The sequence below is a fragment of the Marinobacter fuscus genome (genome assembly GCF_003007675.1).
GTDB classification, from domain to species: Bacteria; Pseudomonadota; Gammaproteobacteria; order Pseudomonadales; family Oleiphilaceae; genus Marinobacter; species Marinobacter fuscus.
Genome location: NZ_PXNP01000023.1, coordinates 156,914 through 173,349 on the forward strand (window position 1 = coordinate 156,914; position 16,436 = coordinate 173,349).

Genomic DNA, 16,436 nt, shown 5'->3' on the forward strand with positions numbered 1-16,436 from the left:
CGTGTGAATGGATTTATGGCCTGAACTGACGTAACCATGACACAAAAAAATCTGGTAAATGCTAAAGGCGGGATTACGCCCGGGTTGATTGATCAGCCGGTGGATGTCGTGAACTACCTGGACTATGACCTGCGCACATCCATGGATAAGCCCAGGAGCCAGTTTGCCAAGCGCTGGCGCTTCAATCAGTTCCAGTTTGTCAGCGCCATGGGGCCGGGGTGGGTGTTCGGGCTGGCCATTGTCGATCTCAACCTGGTTGGCAACGGGTTTTTCTACCTGTACGACTTTGAGTCCGGGCAGATGTTCGAGCATTCGTACCTGCAACCTCTGGCCCGGGGTACCAGCCTGGAGCCCTACCCCGAGCGTGGCCACGCCAGATTTCACAAGGGCGACGTGAGTATGGCGATCGAGCTTGCGGCAGGCGGGCGGAATATCCGGGTTGCTGCGCCAGGCAATGTGCGCGTCGATCTGGAACTGACAGATACCGATCAGCCTCTAAGGCTGGTTTGCCCGGCGGGTTACAACGGCTGGGTTTTCACCCGGAAGTCCGCTGGCCTGAAAGTGGATGGTGAGGTGCGTTTGGGTAACCAGGTGTGGCGCAGTGATGAGCAGACCCGGGGTGCTATTGACTGGAGTTGTGGGTTCATGAGGCGGGAGACGGCCTGGAACTGGGCCTGTCTGGCGGGAGTGACTGGCGATGGCCGTTCGTTGGGGCTGAATCTGGCCGCCGGGGTAAACGAAACCGGCATGACAGAAAATGCGCTCTGGCTGGATGGGCAGCGAATCAGGCTGGGTGCTGCACGGTTTGTCTTTGACCGTTATCAGCCCGGGTCGGACTGGGCGGTGACCACAGACGATGGGCGAGTGGATCTGGCTTTTGTGCCCGCCGGGGTGCGCAAAGAGAAGCTGAATGCCTGGCTGCTGGCTTCAAACTTCCGTCAGTTTGTCGGCAGTTTTACCGGCACCATCACGGATGATGCCGGTAAACGGATTCAGGTAAACGGTTTGCATGGATTGATGGAAGACCATTTTGCCCGCTGGTAAGCCGGGCAACAGGTTACTTCTCGGGCAGGGTAACGTTCAGCTCCAGTACTGAGCAGTCGTCGTTCCTGTCGACATCCACCTGGATCATGTCATCGCTGATCTGAACGTACTTGCGGATTACCTCCAGCAGCTCCTGCTGCAGTTGCGGCAGGTAGTCCGGCTGTTCCCGCTGGCCGCGTTCGTGGGCAACAATAATCTGCAGCCTTTCTTTGGCGACGCTGGCAGAACTGGTTTTCTTGCTTCTGAAGTAGTCTAGGAAACTCATCCCTTAGCCTCCTTTGAACATCCGTGAAAAGAAGCCTTTCTTCTGGGCGGTCATGAACCGGTGTTCACGCTCTTCACCCAGAAGCCTTGCGACTGCGTCATCATAGGCCTGGCCTGCATCGCTCTGCTCCTCGAGAATCACCGGCAGGCCCTGATTTGAAGCATTCAACACCACCTGGCTCTCAGGGATAACACCAAGCAGGGGAATGGCGAGGATCTCTTCGACATCCTGCACGGAAAGCATTTCACCACGCTCCACCCGCTCTGGGTTGTAACGGGTCAGTAACAGATGCTCTTTCACCGGGTCCTGCCCCATTTCGGCGCGGCGAGACTTGCTCTGCAAGATGCCGAGAATGCGGTCGGAATCGCGCACCGAGGAGACTTCCGGGTTGGTTACCACAACAGCTTCGTCGGCATAGTAGAGGGCCATCTGAGCACCGTGCTCAATGCCTGCCGGGGAGTCGCAGACAATGTAATCGAAGGTTTCTGACAGCTCGTTGATGACCTTTTCAACGCCGTCACGTGTCAGGGCTTCTTTTTCGCGGGTCTGGGAGGCTGGCAGAATATAAAGGGTGTCGACCCGTTTATCTTTGATTAGTGCCTGGTTCAGCGTGGCATCGCCCTGGATAACGTTGACGAAGTCGTACACCACCCGTCGCTCGCAGTTCATGATCAGGTCCAGGTTTCGCAGGCCCACGTCAAAATCGATGACGACGGTTTTGTGACCCCGTTTTGCCAGGCCGGTGCTGATGGAGGCGCTGGTGGTGGTTTTACCAACCCCGCCTTTTCCTGAGGTAACAACAATAATTTTGGCCAAGGTTCAGTTCCTGTTTCTCGGTGTATTCGTCCAGGGAGCGTCTTCAGTGATTTTTATCGGATGCCAGAACATCATGCCCTGTCCAGGGGCGCGGCCACCAGCACATCATCCCTGAGCTGTATCTGCATCGGGCTCTTCCAGCCTGCGTCCTGAAGATCTTCTGAGATTTTATAGTGTCCGGCGATGGACACAAGCTCTGCTTCCAGCGACTGGCAAAAAATTCTTGCGCTTTCTGCGCCATGAATGCCAGCTAGTGCCCGGCCGCGAAGCGGGCCGTACACATGGATATTACCCGCCGCCAGAACTTCCGCGCCTGCCTGCACCGGTGCGAGGATGACCAGATCCCCCTCAGGAGCATAGACTTGCTGGCCTGATCGCACGGTCTGGCTGATGATTTTGGCCGGTGCCGCTTCACTGGCGATCTCGGGGGCGGGTGCAGAGTCGGCTGTTGTAGCGGGGGCTGTGTCCGGTGCTTCGGCAGGCGCCGGTTTTTCTTTGACGGTGCCTCCTGGAAGCAGCGCCAGGGACGCACCGCGGGCAAGGCGGCGCTGATCGTCATTGGCGGCCCGCACTCCGATCACATGAATATTGTGGCGCCGGCAGGTGCCGATGATCTTGAAAAAATCGAGTTCGCGATCCGGGCCCTGGTATTTGTCCAGGCTGATGATCAGCGGGATATCCTTGAAAAAACCCGGTGCCTGACTGATTTTATCGCGAAGATCGGCCTCAAACTGAGCGTTCTCGAAATAGTAAAGCTCCAGCGCGGTCAGCGAGACACTGGCGCTCTTTAGTTGAAAGCTTTGTTCTGCGCTGGTGGTTGCGGTTGTGTTCATGAAGATTGGTCTTCCCTGATGTCCGGTGCCCGATGACCTGTGCGCAGGCGCAGGGGGGGAGTATCAAAGTGAATGCCGGACCAGCCGGTGCTGATGAACTGGCGAATGTTGCTATGACTGTCGCCGGCGGGGTCGTTCAGAACCTGCTGATAGTGCTGGGCAAATAACCGGAGCGTTTCGCTTTCGGTAAGGCTGCAGTGCTCGCCCAATGCGAAAATACGGCAGGAGCCTCCGTTTTCGCCCGCTTCGTTGCGCAGAGGGCCGTTGTCGAACCCCGTGGGCCGGTAATCGAAATGATGACTGATCAGTGCCAGTGTCTCATCGAAACCGCAATGCCCGGCCTGCAGTGATGCCAGGTGAATGCGCACGGTATCGTTGATGTTCATTATTTGTGATCCTGCTTTGGACCGCTCTGGTATTTCGACTTCCATTCCTCGTAGGGCATGCCGTAAATAATTTCCCGGGCTTCCGGATCGGATAATTCCAGCCCGCGCTCCTGTGCTTCGGCGCGGTACCACTTGGACAGACAATTACGACAGAAACCGGCCAGATTCATCAGATCTATATTCTGTACTTCGGTATGTTCCTGAAGGTGGCTGACCAGTCGCCGGAAAGCGGCGGCTTCAAGTTCTGTCCTTTGTGCATCTGGAATCGGGTTGCTCATGGGGCCTCACTGTGGCTTGCCAGTTAGATTGGAGATCCTGACATTCTCGGCATGTTACCGTAAGATACAAGGCTGTATAAATGTACAGATTGTTAACGTGAGCGCCATTCATGCACCAGCGCAAGATCATCCACGTGGATTGTGACTGCTTTTATGCGGCCGTTGAGATGCGCGATGACCCCTCGCTGCGCGATGTTCCTCTGGCGGTTGGCGGAGCTGGCGGCCGTGGGGTGGTCACCACGTGCAATTACAAGGCCCGGGCATTCGGGGTTCGCTCGGCCATGCCCGGAGGCGAAGCCCGGCGCCTGTGCCCCGGGCTGGTTACGGTACCGCCCGACATGGCCCGATACCGGGTGGCGTCACAGCAGGTAATGGCCATCCTCAGGGAGTTGACGGATCTGGTGGAACCGCTGTCGCTGGATGAGGCGTTTCTGGATGTAACCGATGTTGATGCCTGCCAGGGCAGTGCAACGCGTATGGCCGAGCAGTTAAGGGCGAGAATCAAGAAGGATGTGGGCATCACGGTGTCTGCGGGTGTTGCTCCGAACAAGTTTCTTGCCAAAATCGCCAGCGATTGGCGCAAGCCGGATGGCCTGTTTGTGATTACGCCGGGTGAGGTGGCGGGATTTGTCCATGCGCTGCCGGTAGAAAAGCTGTTTGGGGTAGGGCAGGTGACTGCCGGTAAGCTGCACGCTCTTGGTGTGAAAACCTGTGGTGATTTGCAGGCCCTTGGCGCCGATGTGCTGATTGATCGCTTCGGCAAACAGGGCTACCGGCTGTTTGAAATGAGCCATGGGCGCGACGAGCGGCCGGTGGTGGTGTCCCGGGTTGCAAAATCGGTCAGTGTAGAGCGCACCTTCGCTCAGGATTTGCCGGATAAAACCGCCTGTGAAGCTGTTATGCCCGCTCTGGTGGCGGATCTTGGTGTCCGCTTGTCACGGAAGGGGGGGCGCAAGCCGATCCACAAACTGTTTGTGAAGATCCGCTACAGTGATTTCTCAACGCACACCCTGGAGCGGGTCAGGGAGTCGGTGGGCGCTCCTGCGCTGGCAGACTACCAGCCGTTACTGGATGAGTTGATGGTAAAAACCGACAGGCCGGTGCGCCTGCTGGGCGTGGGTGTCCGGTTTCGCAATGACGACGCACCGACAACACAGCTGCGGCTCTTTGAGTAGGCGCCGGATAGTCAGCCCGTGAAGTAGAGCGTTGATAACCAGCCGATTACTCCGCCAAAAAACGCGCCAGCTAATACATCGGAGGGGTAGTGGAGCCCAAGGACAACCCTGGAAGTTGCCACGGATACTGTGAATGGCAAAATCCACCACGCAAGAACCGGGTGGCTTATAAACAGTATGGTTTGAAAGCAGACTGCGTGCAGTGTGTGGCCTGATGGAAAGCTGTACCTGTCCAGAGGAGGCGTTGCACAGTCGATACTGGGAAACGAAATAAACGGTCGCTCCCGGACAAGCCCGCTTTTCAGCCACTTGTAGGCGATGGTACATGCAAGTCCTGTGAGTGCCATGTGCAATGCCTGCGTGGGGCTGTCAGACTCTGGTAGTAGCGGTAAGGCCAGAATCAGCGCGTACCAGAACCAGCCATCTCCGAGGCGGCTGACCAGGCGAAAATACCCGAGAACGAATCTGAATCGAATGTAGCGGTTGATCGCCTGGCACAGTGCAAACTCATACTGATCTGCCCGCGCAAATGTTCGTGATGTCCTATTGCTCGATATCATGGTTTTGAAGCTCTTTCATGGGTGGAATGGTTAGCCTTTCAAATTGTTCGATTTGACTTTTCCAGCCGAGTTTCAGCGCGCTTGAGCGTGCCTCGCGCCCCAGGGTTGCTATCAGTTGGCGCTGGCCCGCAAGCGCAATTGACTGTTTGATGAAGGATTGATCATCGGACAGGTCGATTTTTAAACCATTCTTCATGTGGTTAATGTGCTCGGCAGCCGCAGCATCGTCAAAGGCCACGACGGCAAGCCCGCTTGCCATGGCTTCGAGAACGACATTGCCAAATGTGTCGGTTTTGCTAGGAAACAAAAACACATCTCCAGAGGCATAGTGACGAGCGAGGTCGTTTCCTTGCCGATTCCCACAGAAGATATAACTGCGGTGTTTTGCCTGGAGTCTTTGTCGTAGCGGGCCATCGCCCACGAGAACAAATCGGGCACTCGGGTTTTGGTGCCGGATTTGCTCAAAGCATTTTTGGGCAAGCTGCAGGTTTTTTTCTGCGGCCAGCCGGCCGACGTAGAGAACAGCGCATTCATGATTGCTCAGCCCCCACTGCTGGCGAAGTGCCTGATCCCGTTTTTCAGGTGAAAATCTCTGGCAATCCACTCCGCGACTCCAAACACTGCTGTTGGTGATGCCCATATTGCGGACAATGTTTTGCATTTTCCGGGTTGGTACCAGGGTGGTTGACGTCTGGTTGTGAAACCATTTGCCATAACGGGTGAGCAGTGGTTCGAAAGCGCCTAGACGGTAGTACCGGGAGTATGAGTGAAAGTTGGTATGAAAGCCTGAGCTGACCGGCAGTCCCAGTTTTCGAGCTGCCAAGACCGCGGATAGCCCAAGCGGACCCTGTGTGGCAATGTAGATGCTGTCGGGCCGCACCTGTTGCCAGAGACGTCGTAGCGTAGCTGGTGTGATAACGCCGAACTGAAGTTCTGAATAGCCGGGAATCGGCAGGCTGCGGGTTCGCCATTCATTGTGGCACAGGTGGGCGTGTTCCCCTTCTCGAAAGCCGGTTGGCTCATCTCCTTGTCCCGGGCGCACAACGGTTACCTTGTGGCCGTTCTCTGTCAGCCCCTGGCAAAGGTGCTTGAGAGTGTTGGCGACTCCGTTGATTTCTGGCGGAAAGGTTTCGGAAACAATGGTAATGTTTCGGCGGTTGGGTGTAACGGTGGCAGACGCTACCGCGGCCGACTGTCTTAGTGTGTCTGTCATGCTGTCACTCTGAAGTGTGCCTGTGACACAGGTGCGACGCTATGGTGACGTTTTGCTTACATTGCTTTCCCCGGCGCGGGTTTACCTGAAGGAGATTCCATGCAAACGCGAAAACTTGGCCAAACCGGTATCGATGTCAGCCTCATCTGTCTGGGCACCATGACCTGGGGTGAGCAGAACACCGAGCAGGAAGCGTTCGATCAGCTGGATTACGCCACGGGCCAGGGTGTCAACTTTATTGACGTAGCCGAGATGTACCCGGTGCCGCCAAGAGCCGAAACCCAGGGCCGGACTGAGCAGTACCTGGGCAACTGGCTTGCCCGGCGTGGCCGGCGGGATGATCTGGTGATTGCAACCAAAGTAACCGGGCCCGGGCCCGGTTTTGGTTATCTTCGGGGCGGCGCGAGGATGACCGGGCCGCAGATCAGGGAAGCCTGTGAAGGCAGTCTGCAGCGGCTTCAGACCGACTACATCGACCTGTATCAGATCCATTGGCCGGATCGTAATACCAACTTCTTCGGTAAGTTGGGTTATGTCCATAATGACCGCGAGCAGATGACGCCAATTGAGGAAACTCTTGAGGCGCTGGATGGCCTGGTGCGTGAAGGCAAGGTTCGGCATATCGGGTTATCCAATGAGACCCCCTGGGGAACCATGGAGTATCTGCGGCTGGCAAAGGAGCGGGGTTGGCCCCGTGCGGTTTCTATCCAGAATCCGTACAGCCTCTTGAACCGGTCGTTCGAGGCCGGGCTGGCCGAGTTTGCCCATCGTGAGGGTACCGGGCTGTTAGCCTATTCGCCGCTGGCGTTCGGGATGTTGACCGGTAAGTACCTGGGAGGTAAATGGCCCGAGAATGCCCGGCTGACTTTGTATGAGCGGTTCAGCCGCTACACCAGCGAGCGTGCCAGTGATGCCACCCGGGCGTATGTAGAGCTGGCGCACCAGCACGGTCTGACTCCGGCTCAGCTGGCGCTGGCCTGGGTAAACAGTCGCCCCTTTGTCACCAGCAATATCATCGGGGCTACCACGATGGATCAGCTGCAGGAGAACATTGGTTCATTAACAACCGCTTTAAGCGATGACCTGATATCGGCGATCGAAGCTATTCACGATGAGTTTACTTACCCCTGCCCTTGAGCCTGATCCCGAGCCTGAAACAGGGGGGGGGCGGCCTGTGCCCGTGTGTTTGGCGCAGGCCGGTTACACATTGAAATGTAAGTGATCATTTGTTGACAAAAAAGGCGGCAAAATGGCGCTGAAGATTTGACTGACTGTGTGCAAGATCACACAATTATTTTCGCCAACCATTAGACTTTAATCGCAAGAGTCGTTTACAATCATCCGCCCGAATCGGATTTGTCTATAGCCATGATTTTACGTTTGTTTATCGCCCTCCTAGCGCTCAATTGCATCGCTTTCGTGGTGCGGGCCGAAGCGTCTGAGCGCCCGTTATCCGAACCTCTGCGTTCTGAGCGGATGCTGGCGGAGCGTAATGAAATGGTATCCGTTGCCGAAACCCGGCAGCTTCAGGAATGGATGGCTGGAGACTACGAAGAAGACGCCCGCCAGGAGGCCTTGACGGCCATTGGTTCCCGGCTTATCAGTCTCGGTTTCAGCCGCGCAGAAAAAAGTGGTAAGACCTATGCCTCGGATCCTGCCATGGCGGATCACGGTTTTGCTCTGCTGAATGAAGGCGCCTGCCTGAACCTGCGCTGGAAGTTCTGAACCCTCACGGCTACTTCCCTTCTTTACCTATCAATTAGAAGCGCTTTCTCAATAAGGTTATGACCTGACGCATTGTCAGACTGCATTTGTCGTGTAACTATCTGTTCCGTTGAGATTCTCAATTAACGAGGAACCGGTAATGACAGGTCAGAATGGAGTCTTTTTCGATGACGCCCAGTTGTGTGTCGATCAGGTTATCGAGCGTGTCGGTAAGCAGATTACGCTGGGCCTGCCACTGGGCCTGGGTAAACCGCTGCGATTTGCCAATGCCCTGTACGAGCGGGCAAAGTCTGATCCCGAGATTCAGCTTCATATTGTGACCGCCCTGTCGCTACTGGCTCCGCAGGGTGGTTCGTCACTCGAAAAGCGTTTTCTGGATCCTTTTGTTCGCCGCCTCTATGGCAGCATTCCAGAGTTGGCTTACGCCCGGGATGTGATGGCTAACCGCTTGCCCGCAAATGTTCGGGTGTCCGAGTTCTTCTTTAAAGCCGGTAGTTATCTGAATAACCGGAGCCAGCAGCAGAACTATGTTTGCACTAACTATACGCATGCCGTTCGGGACTTGATGGCGCAGGGTGTGAATGTGGTGGGCCAGCTGGTCGCGCCCGGAGAGCCTCACGGCTATCCCGGAATGGTGAGCCTCAGCTGTAACCCCGATTTGTCACTCGATATCTTGCCGGAGTTGCGGGCGCGCGAGCAGCAGGGGGTGCCGGTGGCAACCGTCGCCGAAGTGAATACCAAGCTGCCCTGGTTTGGCCATGATGCGGCCATTGCTGCGGATCAGTTTGATATGTTTCTGGCGAGCGCCGATACAGAGTACCCGCTTTTTTCTGCGCCTCAGATGGCTATAAGTCCGGCGGATCATCTGATTGGCTTCTACGCCAGCAGCCTCTTGAAAGATGGAGGCACACTGCAGGTTGGTATTGGCGCTCTGGGTGCTTCTCTGGTTCACAATGCCATTCTGCGCCACAAGCACAACGATGAATGGCGGGCGGTTTACGATCATCTCGATGTCGCCTCCCGGTTCCCGGTTGCCGAAGCATGCGGTGGTACCGGCCGGTTTGAGGAGGGGCTTTACGGTTGCAGCGAAATGATGGTCGATGGATTTCTGTATCTGTTACAGGAAGGTATTCTCAAACGAGAGGTGTTTGATGATGCCGACTTACAGGATCTGATTAACCGCACGTTAATTTCGCAGACGCCCTCGCTGATGATGCTCGATACTCTGGTGCAGGAGGGAATCATTGCGTCGCCATTGCGGGCCCGGGATCTTCGCTGGCTGGTGAAGTACGGGATCCTGAAGGATTCGGTGGAGCTGAAAGGCGGTTGCCTGCACTTTGGTGAGGGTTCGGTTGCAGACGCGGATCTCAGTCTTGAGCAGACCCGAGAACTGCTTGAGCGCGAGGGCCTTGGAGATAGGTTGCGTGGCGGCATTCTGATGCATGGCGGCTTTTATGTAGGACCGGAGGCCTTCTATCAGGCGCTTCGGGAGCTGCCGCCGGAGCAACGCGATAAAATCTGTATGACCAGCGTCAATTTTATCAATCATCTTTATGATCACCGGTTTGGCAACCAGAGGCTCAAAGCTGCCCAGCGGGTTCATGGCCGTTTTATCAACTCAACCATGATGTACACCATCAATGGCGCGGCTGTATCCGACGGGTTGGATGATGGTCGTGTTGTGAGTGGTGTTGGCGGGCAGTACAACTTCGTTTCCATGGCCCATGAGTTGCCGGGGGCCCGTTCGATTCTGGCATTGCGGGCAACAAGGGTGTCCGGTGGGGAGGTCGTCTCGAATATTGTCTTCAATTATGCCCACTGCACCATTGCCCGCCATTTGCGGGATATTGTGATTACCGAATATGGCATCGCAGATCTTCGGGGCCAGCCGGATGAAGAGGTTATTTTGCGGCTGATCCGGATAGCGGATTCCCGCTTTCAGGCCGGATTGCTGAAGCAGGCGAAGAAGGCGGGTAAGGTGCGGGCAGACTTCAGGTTGCCTCCGGAGTGGCAGGGCAATACCCCGTCTTCGGTGCGAACTGCGTTGTCCTTCGCGGGTGAAGGCGACTGGTTCCCACCGTTCCCCTTTGGTCGGGACTTTACCGATGAAGAGCTCAGGTTAGGGAAAGCCCTTAAGGGCCTGAAGGCCGGTACAGCCACCCCTCGTGGTAAACTTGTAACTTTGTTGCAGGCGCTGAAAGTAAAAGATGAATCAGGCAGATACGCAGCGCTGATTGAGCGCATGGGGTTAACCAACCCTGGGGATATGAAAGCCCGACTCGATCGAAAACTGGTTATTTATGGTCTGCAACAGCTTGACCCTAAGCCGACAGAGGACGAAAAGAGTTCTGATGCAAGTTGATACAGCCAAGACACGACCGGATATCTACACTGTCCACTATGTGCTGAAAAACGCGGCCGGGGAACTGGTCGATACGTCTGAAGGCAGTGAGCCTTTGCACTTTATGTACGGCAGCCCCCACATCATTCCCGGCATCCAGGAAGCGGTGCGTGACCGCAGCGTTGGTGATTGCCTGGAGGTAACGATCCCGCCGGAGATGGCATACGGTGAGTACCGGGATGACCTTGTGCGCAAGGTGCCCCGCTCGATGTTTGAGGGAGTGGAGAACCTGGCCGTCGGCATGAAGTTCCAGACCAACTCTGGCGACCGGGCCCAGGTGGTTCAGGTGCTTGCTATTGATGGCAACCTGGTAAAGGTCGATGCCAACCATCCTTTGGCGGGCTTTACCCTGTATTTTGACCTGGAAATTATCGGTCGTCGTGAGGCGACAGTTGATGAAATCGAGCAGGGTAATCCTCTGTTTTAGGGTGTGGTTATTGTGATCAGGTGTAACCTATTGATGGTTCCCTGTATATTTTTCAATACCATGTATAATTGTTGTAACCGAACGTTGCCTGTATCGTTGGGCGAACCTCCAATACAACCGGAAGAGCATAAACAGAGATGGATGGCGTGGAGCAAACAAACGAAAGTTGGCGGATTCTGATTGTCGAAGACGACGAGCGGCTTGCTGATCTCACCCGTGAATATCTGGAAAGCAACGGCCTGACGGTGTCTGTGGAGTCCCACGGAGGTGCAGCGGTTGAGCGCATTCAGAAAGAGCAGCCCGATCTGGTGGTTCTGGATCTGATGTTGCCGGGTGAAGATGGCCTTTCGATTTGTCGGAGAGTCCGGCCGCTGTATTCCGGCCCGATTATCATGCTTACGGCCCGCACCGACGATCTCGACCAGGTGCTTGGCCTGGAGATGGGCGCCGATGACTATATTGGTAAACCGGTGCAGCCCAGGGTGTTGCTGGCCCGCATCCGGGCATTGCTGAGGCGCCTCGACAGCGTTCAGGCCACGCCCAGGGAGAGCGCGCAGGAAGAGCCCGTTCGTTTGCAGTTCAACGATCTGGTGGTGGATCGTTCCATGCGGGAAGCCTGGCTGAATGAGCAGAGCATTGATCTTACCAGCGCCGAATTTGACCTGCTTTGGCTGCTGGCCAGCAATGCGGGCCGGGTGCTTAGCCGGGAGGAGATCTTCACCGCACTTCGGGGAATTGAGTACGACGGTCAGGATCGCTCGATTGATGTCAGGGTATCCAGAATTCGCCCGAAGATTGGTGATGATCCTATTCATCCCCGGCGCATCAAAACGGTTCGCAGCAAAGGCTACCTGTTTGTAAAGGAAGTCTGATATTTCTGGCGGCGCGGGTGGTCAGTCGCCTGCGCCGTTCTTCCGGGTTGGTGCCATGTCGCTTAGCTTCTTCCTGAAAGCCTACCTCCGTATTGCCGCGATAGTCGTGGTTGTTGCTCTTGTTTGCGCGCTGCTGTTTCATGGAATTAATTCTGTTCGCAGCCAGTACTGGCACGAGCAGGCGTCGGCGCCTGCCATGCGTTGGTTGGCAGCAACCCCTGACCCTCTCAGCAATTATTCATGGCTGCCTCCCCGGTTTGATCTTCGACAAAGCTCTCCGGTCAGCCTGGGCTTGTCTCCTGTGATTCAGGAGCGGCTTGGCTATGGCCAGGTAGTTTCGGTTCGCTCCGATGCCGGACGGCTGGCGTATGTGCTGTTGCCGGATCAGTCGGTTCTGGCCTTGACGCTGGAGCAGCCGGAGCGCGACCTTGCCTTGTTAAATTCGATTCTGGTGCGGTGGCATCTGGATAATGTACCGGCGCGCCAGCGCCACACGCTAGCGCCGGAGTTGGGCGACGCCCTGGGTGTTCAGGTTCACCAGATTGAGAAAACAGAAGATTTACCGGATCAAAACGTTCTGCAGCGCCTGAACAGTTCCGGGCTTACCCTTTTTGAGCATGATGACGGCGTTTTGCGGGCGCTGATGCGCTTGTCGGATGGGGCGTTGGTGCAACTGATCATGCCGCCACCGTTTAACCCTTGGGAATGGCCGGTTTTATTATTGTTGACCGGCCTGGTTGGCGGCGTTATTGCTCTGGGTTTGTACCTTGGCTTGCGCTTTGTCGATGGTAACCTTCGGAAGGTGGAGTCGGTGGCCATCAGGATTGCCCGAGGCGAACTGGGTGCCCGGGTAGAGGCCGAGGATGGCGCACTGGTGTCCAGGCTCGCGTTGTCATTCAACACCATGGCAGAGCACATACAGCGGCTGGTGCAGGTACAGCAGGAAATGATTCATGCGGTTTCTCATGAATTGCGCACCCCGGTTGCCCGCATCCGGTTTGGTGTGCAAATGATTGAGCCGGGAACCAGTCAGGCGGTACTGGAAAAACAGTTGTCCGGTATTGATGGCGACATTCAGGAGCTGGATGAGCTGATTGACGAGATCCTTACCTATGCGAGGCTGGAGCAGGGCGGCCCGGTGTTTACCCTGAGGGAGGCATCCGTCACTGATATTGTTCAACAGGTTGTTGCAGAGCAAAAGCTGATTCGTGAAGGTATAGAGATCGAAAGCAGGTTCAGTGAAGGTTCGGAACGCTGGTCAATCTCCGATGTCGAGCCACGCTACATCCATCGCGCGGTTCAGAACCTTGTCGGCAATGCGGCGCGCTATGCGGCCGGGCGGGTACAGGTGAGCTGCCATCTGGATGAGGACAACTGCCGGATTGATGTGGAAGACGATGGGCCTGGGATTCCCGAGTCTGAGTGGGAAAAAGTGTTCACCGCGTTTGCCCGCCTGGATGACAGCCGAACCCGAAACTCGGGTGGCTATGGTCTTGGTTTATCTATTGTCCGGCGCATTCTGTACTGGCATGGCGGGCAGGCGTTTGTTGGCCGGAGTGAGCACCTGGGGGGTGCCAGGTTCAGCTTAGTCTGGCCGCGCCGGAAAGCGCCAGACGGGCTTTCGTGACGCAGTTCTCTATGCCTCACTAAATGTAACAAACCTCAACAGAACTATAACTGAACGAGCCTGACCGATAGTTAACAATTGGCGGTGTAAGGGATGACTTTTGAGGTTGTAGTTCTTACGAACTTTCCTTGTTTCATTCGTCTTTTGAGGGCTGGATCTTTTCCAGTCCTTTTTTTTGCCTCGAGCTTCAGTCTGATTCACGTCTTTCTCGTGCCTGCCCCTGTTACACTCTCCTGAAAACAACAGGAGATCACCATGTCCCGCTATTTGCTTGCCATTGACCAGGGCACGACCAGTTCTCGTGCCATTATCTTTGATGCTCACGGAGAGCTGGTTGCGTTGGCTCAGCAGGAGTTTCGCCAGTACTTCCCGAAAGACGGTTGGGTAGAGCACGATGCCAGCGAGATCTGGGACAGTACCTTGTCGGTTTGCCGGGAGGCTCTTCGGCGTTGTGGGGCAGAGCCAGCCGACCTGGTCGGTATCGGAATTACCAATCAGCGGGAAACCACCGTGATCTGGGATCGTGAGAGTGGCAAGCCGATTCATAAGGCCATCGTCTGGCAGGATCGAAGAACCGCCTCAGTCTGTACAAAGTTGCGCCAGGATGGGCACGAGGCTCTTGTGGTAGAGCGCTCAGGCCTGTTGATTGACCCCTATTTCTCGGCGACAAAGATTGCCTGGCTCCTCGATAATGTAGAGGGTGCCCGCGCCCGTGCAGAGGCTGGCGAGTTGGCCTTCGGCACGATTGATAGCTGGCTGTTGTGGAACCTGACCGCTGGCGCGCATCATCGGACAGATGCAACCAACGCTTCCCGGACTGCCCTGTTCAATATTCACAAGCAGGCCTGGGATCCGGAATTATTGAGGCTGTTTCGCGTACCCGAAGCACTGTTGCCCGAGGTGCTGGATTGTGCCGCCGATTTTGGGGTTACGGATGGCCGCCTGTTTGGCGGGCCGGTAAGAATTGCCGGGGTAGCGGGTGATCAGCAGGCTGCACTGATCGGGCAGGCATGTTTTGAGCCGGGCATGGCAAAAACCACTTATGGAACCGGTTGTTTTCTGGTTCTCAATACCGGCAGCAATGCCGTCCGCTCAGAGAACCGCCTGTTGACCACGGTGGCCTACCGCCTGAAGGGACAGACCTCTTATGCCATTGAAGGCAGTATTTTTGTTGCAGGCGCGGCCATGCAGTGGTTGCGTGATGGCCTGAGGCTGATTTCCGACGCCAGTGAGTCGCAGTCATACGCTAGTCAGGTGGGGGCCAACAACTCTGTCTATATGGTGCCTGCATTTACCGGGCTGGGCGCGCCCCACTGGGACCCGAATGCCCGCGGGGCCATTTTCGGGCTTACCCGTGACACCGGCATTGGTGAGATTGTGACTGCAGGCCTGCAATCAGTTTGCTATCAAACCAAAGACCTTGTTCGGGCGATCCGTAACGATGGCGCGCGCATCGAGTCGCTGAGGGTTGATGGGGGTATGGCGGTGAATGACTGGGTAATGCAGTTTCTGGCAGATATTCTCAATGTACCCGTCGACCGCCCGCGGGTTACCGAAACCACGGCGCTCGGGGCCGCCTACCTTGCTGGCCTGCAGACGGGGGTTTTTGAGAGCGTCGATGACATCGCAGCCCTATGGGCGCGCGAGCGCGAGTTCCGCTCGGAAATGAAGCCAGCCTTGCGGGAGTCGCTGTATGCTGGTTGGCTGGATGCTGTAGAGCGGGTGTGCAATAGCTGATGGCTATCTCAGGTATTGCGCTCAAAGGCAATCAGGTGATCCGCTTCAACCCTTACCGGCACCTGCTCTCCCAGGTTAAAGTCCAGATGGCTTCGGAACAGGGCTTCAAACTCAGTATCGCCTGAACACTGGAAACGATAGAGGGTTGATGTTCCTGCGAAGGTCTTTTCAATCACTCTGGGCTTCAGGTCTGATTCGGCGTCATAGACAATGTCATCTGGGCGGATCAATACATCCACCAGGGTTCCGGGCTTCCATTTGTAGGCCCGGTTACCATCGATCACGCCCAGCTCCGATTCTATGGTGTCGGGCCCGAGGGCCTTGCCCGGGATAAAACCACCCTGGCCTACGAAGCTTGCCACAAAGCGGTTGGCCGGTTCGTGATACAGGTTATAGGGCACATCCCACTGCTGGATTTGGCCGTTCTGGAGCACCGCGACCTGGTCACACATGGCAAAGGCTTCCTGCTGGTCGTGGGTGACCAGAATGGCGCTTATGCCAAGTGACTTGAGGATTTCCCGAACATCCAGGCTGAGGCGGCGGCGCAGGTCTGTATCCAGGTTTGAAAAAGGCTCGTCCAGCAAAATCAGCGTGGGTTCCGGCGCCAGCGCCCGGGCCAGTGCGACGCGCTGCTGCTGGCCGCCGGACAGTTCGTGGGGGTAGTTGTCGGCGAGATCCTGCAGATGAACCAGGTGCAGCAAGTCCATGACCTTCTGGCGACGCTCCTGTTTGGCCAGTTCCTTCAGGCCAAAACCGACGTTATCGGCAATGGTCAGGTGCGGGAACAGGGCGTAGTCCTGGAACACCATGCCAATCTTGCGTTTTTCCGGTGGCATGGCACGACCGGGCAGGCTGATAGCCCGGGACTGTAGTCGGATTTCACCCTCATTGATCGGTAAGAAGCCTGCCAGTGCGCGGAGGATTGTGCTTTTTCCGCAACCGCTGGGCCCCAGAAGACATCCGATGTCGCCATGGCTCAGTGCGAAGCTGATGTTTCGCACAACGGAGTCGCCTCCGTAGCCGCAAGCCAGGTTTTCAACTTCCAGCAGCCATTGGGTGTTCGGTGTCTCGGGCATA

Annotated in this window: 17 protein-coding genes; 9 read left to right on the forward strand and 8 right to left on the reverse strand. The window is 56.2% G+C overall.

Translation table 11 applies throughout. The annotated features are described in order from the left end of the window. The first annotated feature begins 36 nt into the window (after positions 1–36). Positions 37–1,044: a DUF2804 domain-containing protein gene (locus C7H09_RS06655; protein ID WP_106761819.1), complete on the forward strand. Its 1,008-nt coding sequence runs from the start codon at positions 37–39 to the stop codon at positions 1,042–1,044. Between the two features lie 13 nt (positions 1,045–1,057). Here C7H09_RS06655 and minE read toward each other — a convergent pair whose 3' ends face one another. The 5 genes from minE to C7H09_RS06680 form a co-directional block, all read right to left on the reverse strand. Then, on the reverse strand, positions 1,058–1,309 hold the full coding sequence (gene minE, locus C7H09_RS06660) for a cell division topological specificity factor MinE (protein WP_106761820.1): 252 nt from the start codon (positions 1,307–1,309) through the stop codon (positions 1,058–1,060). A gap of 3 nt (positions 1,310–1,312) precedes the next feature. Next, positions 1,313–2,125 (reverse strand): septum site-determining protein MinD, encoded by an 813-nt coding sequence (gene minD, locus C7H09_RS06665; RefSeq protein WP_106761821.1) that lies wholly within the window; start codon positions 2,123–2,125, stop codon positions 1,313–1,315. A gap of 71 nt (positions 2,126–2,196) precedes the next feature. Then, the gene (gene minC, locus C7H09_RS06670; RefSeq protein WP_106761822.1) at positions 2,197–2,958 is read right to left on the reverse strand and encodes a septum site-determining protein MinC; all 762 of its coding nucleotides are present in this window, start codon (positions 2,956–2,958) and stop codon (positions 2,197–2,199) included. Then, the gene (locus tag C7H09_RS06675) at positions 2,955–3,344 is read right to left on the reverse strand and encodes a HopJ type III effector protein (RefSeq protein WP_106761823.1); all 390 of its coding nucleotides are present in this window, start codon (positions 3,342–3,344) and stop codon (positions 2,955–2,957) included. The genes minC and C7H09_RS06675 overlap by 4 nt, the downstream gene beginning before the upstream one ends. Beyond that, positions 3,344–3,610: a DUF1244 domain-containing protein gene (locus C7H09_RS06680; protein WP_240616526.1), complete on the reverse strand. Its 267-nt coding sequence runs from the start codon at positions 3,608–3,610 to the stop codon at positions 3,344–3,346. Before C7H09_RS06680 ends, C7H09_RS06675 begins: the two co-directional genes overlap by 1 nt. A gap of 122 nt (positions 3,611–3,732) precedes the next feature. Here C7H09_RS06680 and dinB point away from each other — a divergent pair, with 122 nt between their 5' ends. Next, entirely contained in the window at positions 3,733–4,797 is a 1,065-nt protein-coding gene (gene dinB / locus C7H09_RS06685) for a DNA polymerase IV (RefSeq protein WP_106761825.1), read from the forward strand. A gap of 11 nt (positions 4,798–4,808) precedes the next feature. Here dinB and C7H09_RS20485 read toward each other — a convergent pair whose 3' ends face one another. Together C7H09_RS20485 and C7H09_RS06695 are read right to left on the reverse strand one after the other, a co-directional pair. After that, the gene (locus C7H09_RS20485) at positions 4,809–5,357 is read right to left on the reverse strand and encodes a phosphatase PAP2 family protein (RefSeq protein ID WP_106761826.1); all 549 of its coding nucleotides are present in this window, start codon (positions 5,355–5,357) and stop codon (positions 4,809–4,811) included. Continuing rightward, a complete protein-coding gene (locus C7H09_RS06695) occupies positions 5,341–6,570 on the reverse strand; it encodes a glycosyltransferase family 4 protein (protein WP_106761827.1) in 1,230 nt (409 codons plus the stop codon). The genes C7H09_RS20485 and C7H09_RS06695 overlap by 17 nt, the downstream gene beginning before the upstream one ends. Before the next feature lie 99 nt (positions 6,571–6,669). Here C7H09_RS06695 and C7H09_RS06700 point away from each other — a divergent pair, with 99 nt between their 5' ends. From C7H09_RS06700 to glpK, 7 genes are all read left to right on the forward strand, one after another. Next, a complete protein-coding gene (locus C7H09_RS06700) occupies positions 6,670–7,707 on the forward strand; it encodes an NADP(H)-dependent aldo-keto reductase (RefSeq protein ID WP_106761828.1) in 1,038 nt (345 codons plus the stop codon). A 231-nt stretch (positions 7,708–7,938) separates the two neighbouring features. Continuing rightward, positions 7,939–8,295: a hypothetical protein gene (locus C7H09_RS06705; RefSeq protein ID WP_106761829.1), complete on the forward strand. Its 357-nt coding sequence runs from the start codon at positions 7,939–7,941 to the stop codon at positions 8,293–8,295. 139 nt (positions 8,296–8,434) lie between these two features. Further along, positions 8,435–10,657, forward strand: a complete 2,223-nt coding sequence (locus C7H09_RS06710) for an acetyl-CoA hydrolase/transferase C-terminal domain-containing protein (RefSeq protein ID WP_106761830.1) — start codon at positions 8,435–8,437, stop codon at positions 10,655–10,657. Further along, positions 10,647–11,123 carry an FKBP-type peptidyl-prolyl cis-trans isomerase gene (locus tag C7H09_RS06715; RefSeq protein WP_106761831.1) on the forward strand — a complete coding sequence of 159 codons (477 nt, stop codon included), beginning with the start codon at positions 10,647–10,649 and terminating at the stop codon, positions 11,121–11,123. The genes C7H09_RS06710 and C7H09_RS06715 overlap by 11 nt, the downstream gene beginning before the upstream one ends. A gap of 137 nt (positions 11,124–11,260) precedes the next feature. Next, positions 11,261–11,995 (forward strand): response regulator, encoded by a 735-nt coding sequence (locus C7H09_RS06720; protein ID WP_106761832.1) that lies wholly within the window; start codon positions 11,261–11,263, stop codon positions 11,993–11,995. 55 nt (positions 11,996–12,050) lie between these two features. Continuing rightward, positions 12,051–13,622 (forward strand): ATP-binding protein, encoded by a 1,572-nt coding sequence (locus C7H09_RS06725; RefSeq protein WP_106761833.1) that lies wholly within the window; start codon positions 12,051–12,053, stop codon positions 13,620–13,622. A gap of 255 nt (positions 13,623–13,877) precedes the next feature. Further along, on the forward strand, positions 13,878–15,359 hold the full coding sequence (gene glpK, locus C7H09_RS06730) for a glycerol kinase GlpK (protein ID WP_106761834.1): 1,482 nt from the start codon (positions 13,878–13,880) through the stop codon (positions 15,357–15,359). A gap of 8 nt (positions 15,360–15,367) precedes the next feature. Here the strand turns inward: glpK and C7H09_RS06735 are convergent, their stop codons facing one another. Beyond that, positions 15,368–16,435: an ABC transporter ATP-binding protein gene (locus C7H09_RS06735; RefSeq protein WP_106761835.1), complete on the reverse strand. Its 1,068-nt coding sequence runs from the start codon at positions 16,433–16,435 to the stop codon at positions 15,368–15,370. Position 16,436: the final 1 nt, after the last annotated feature.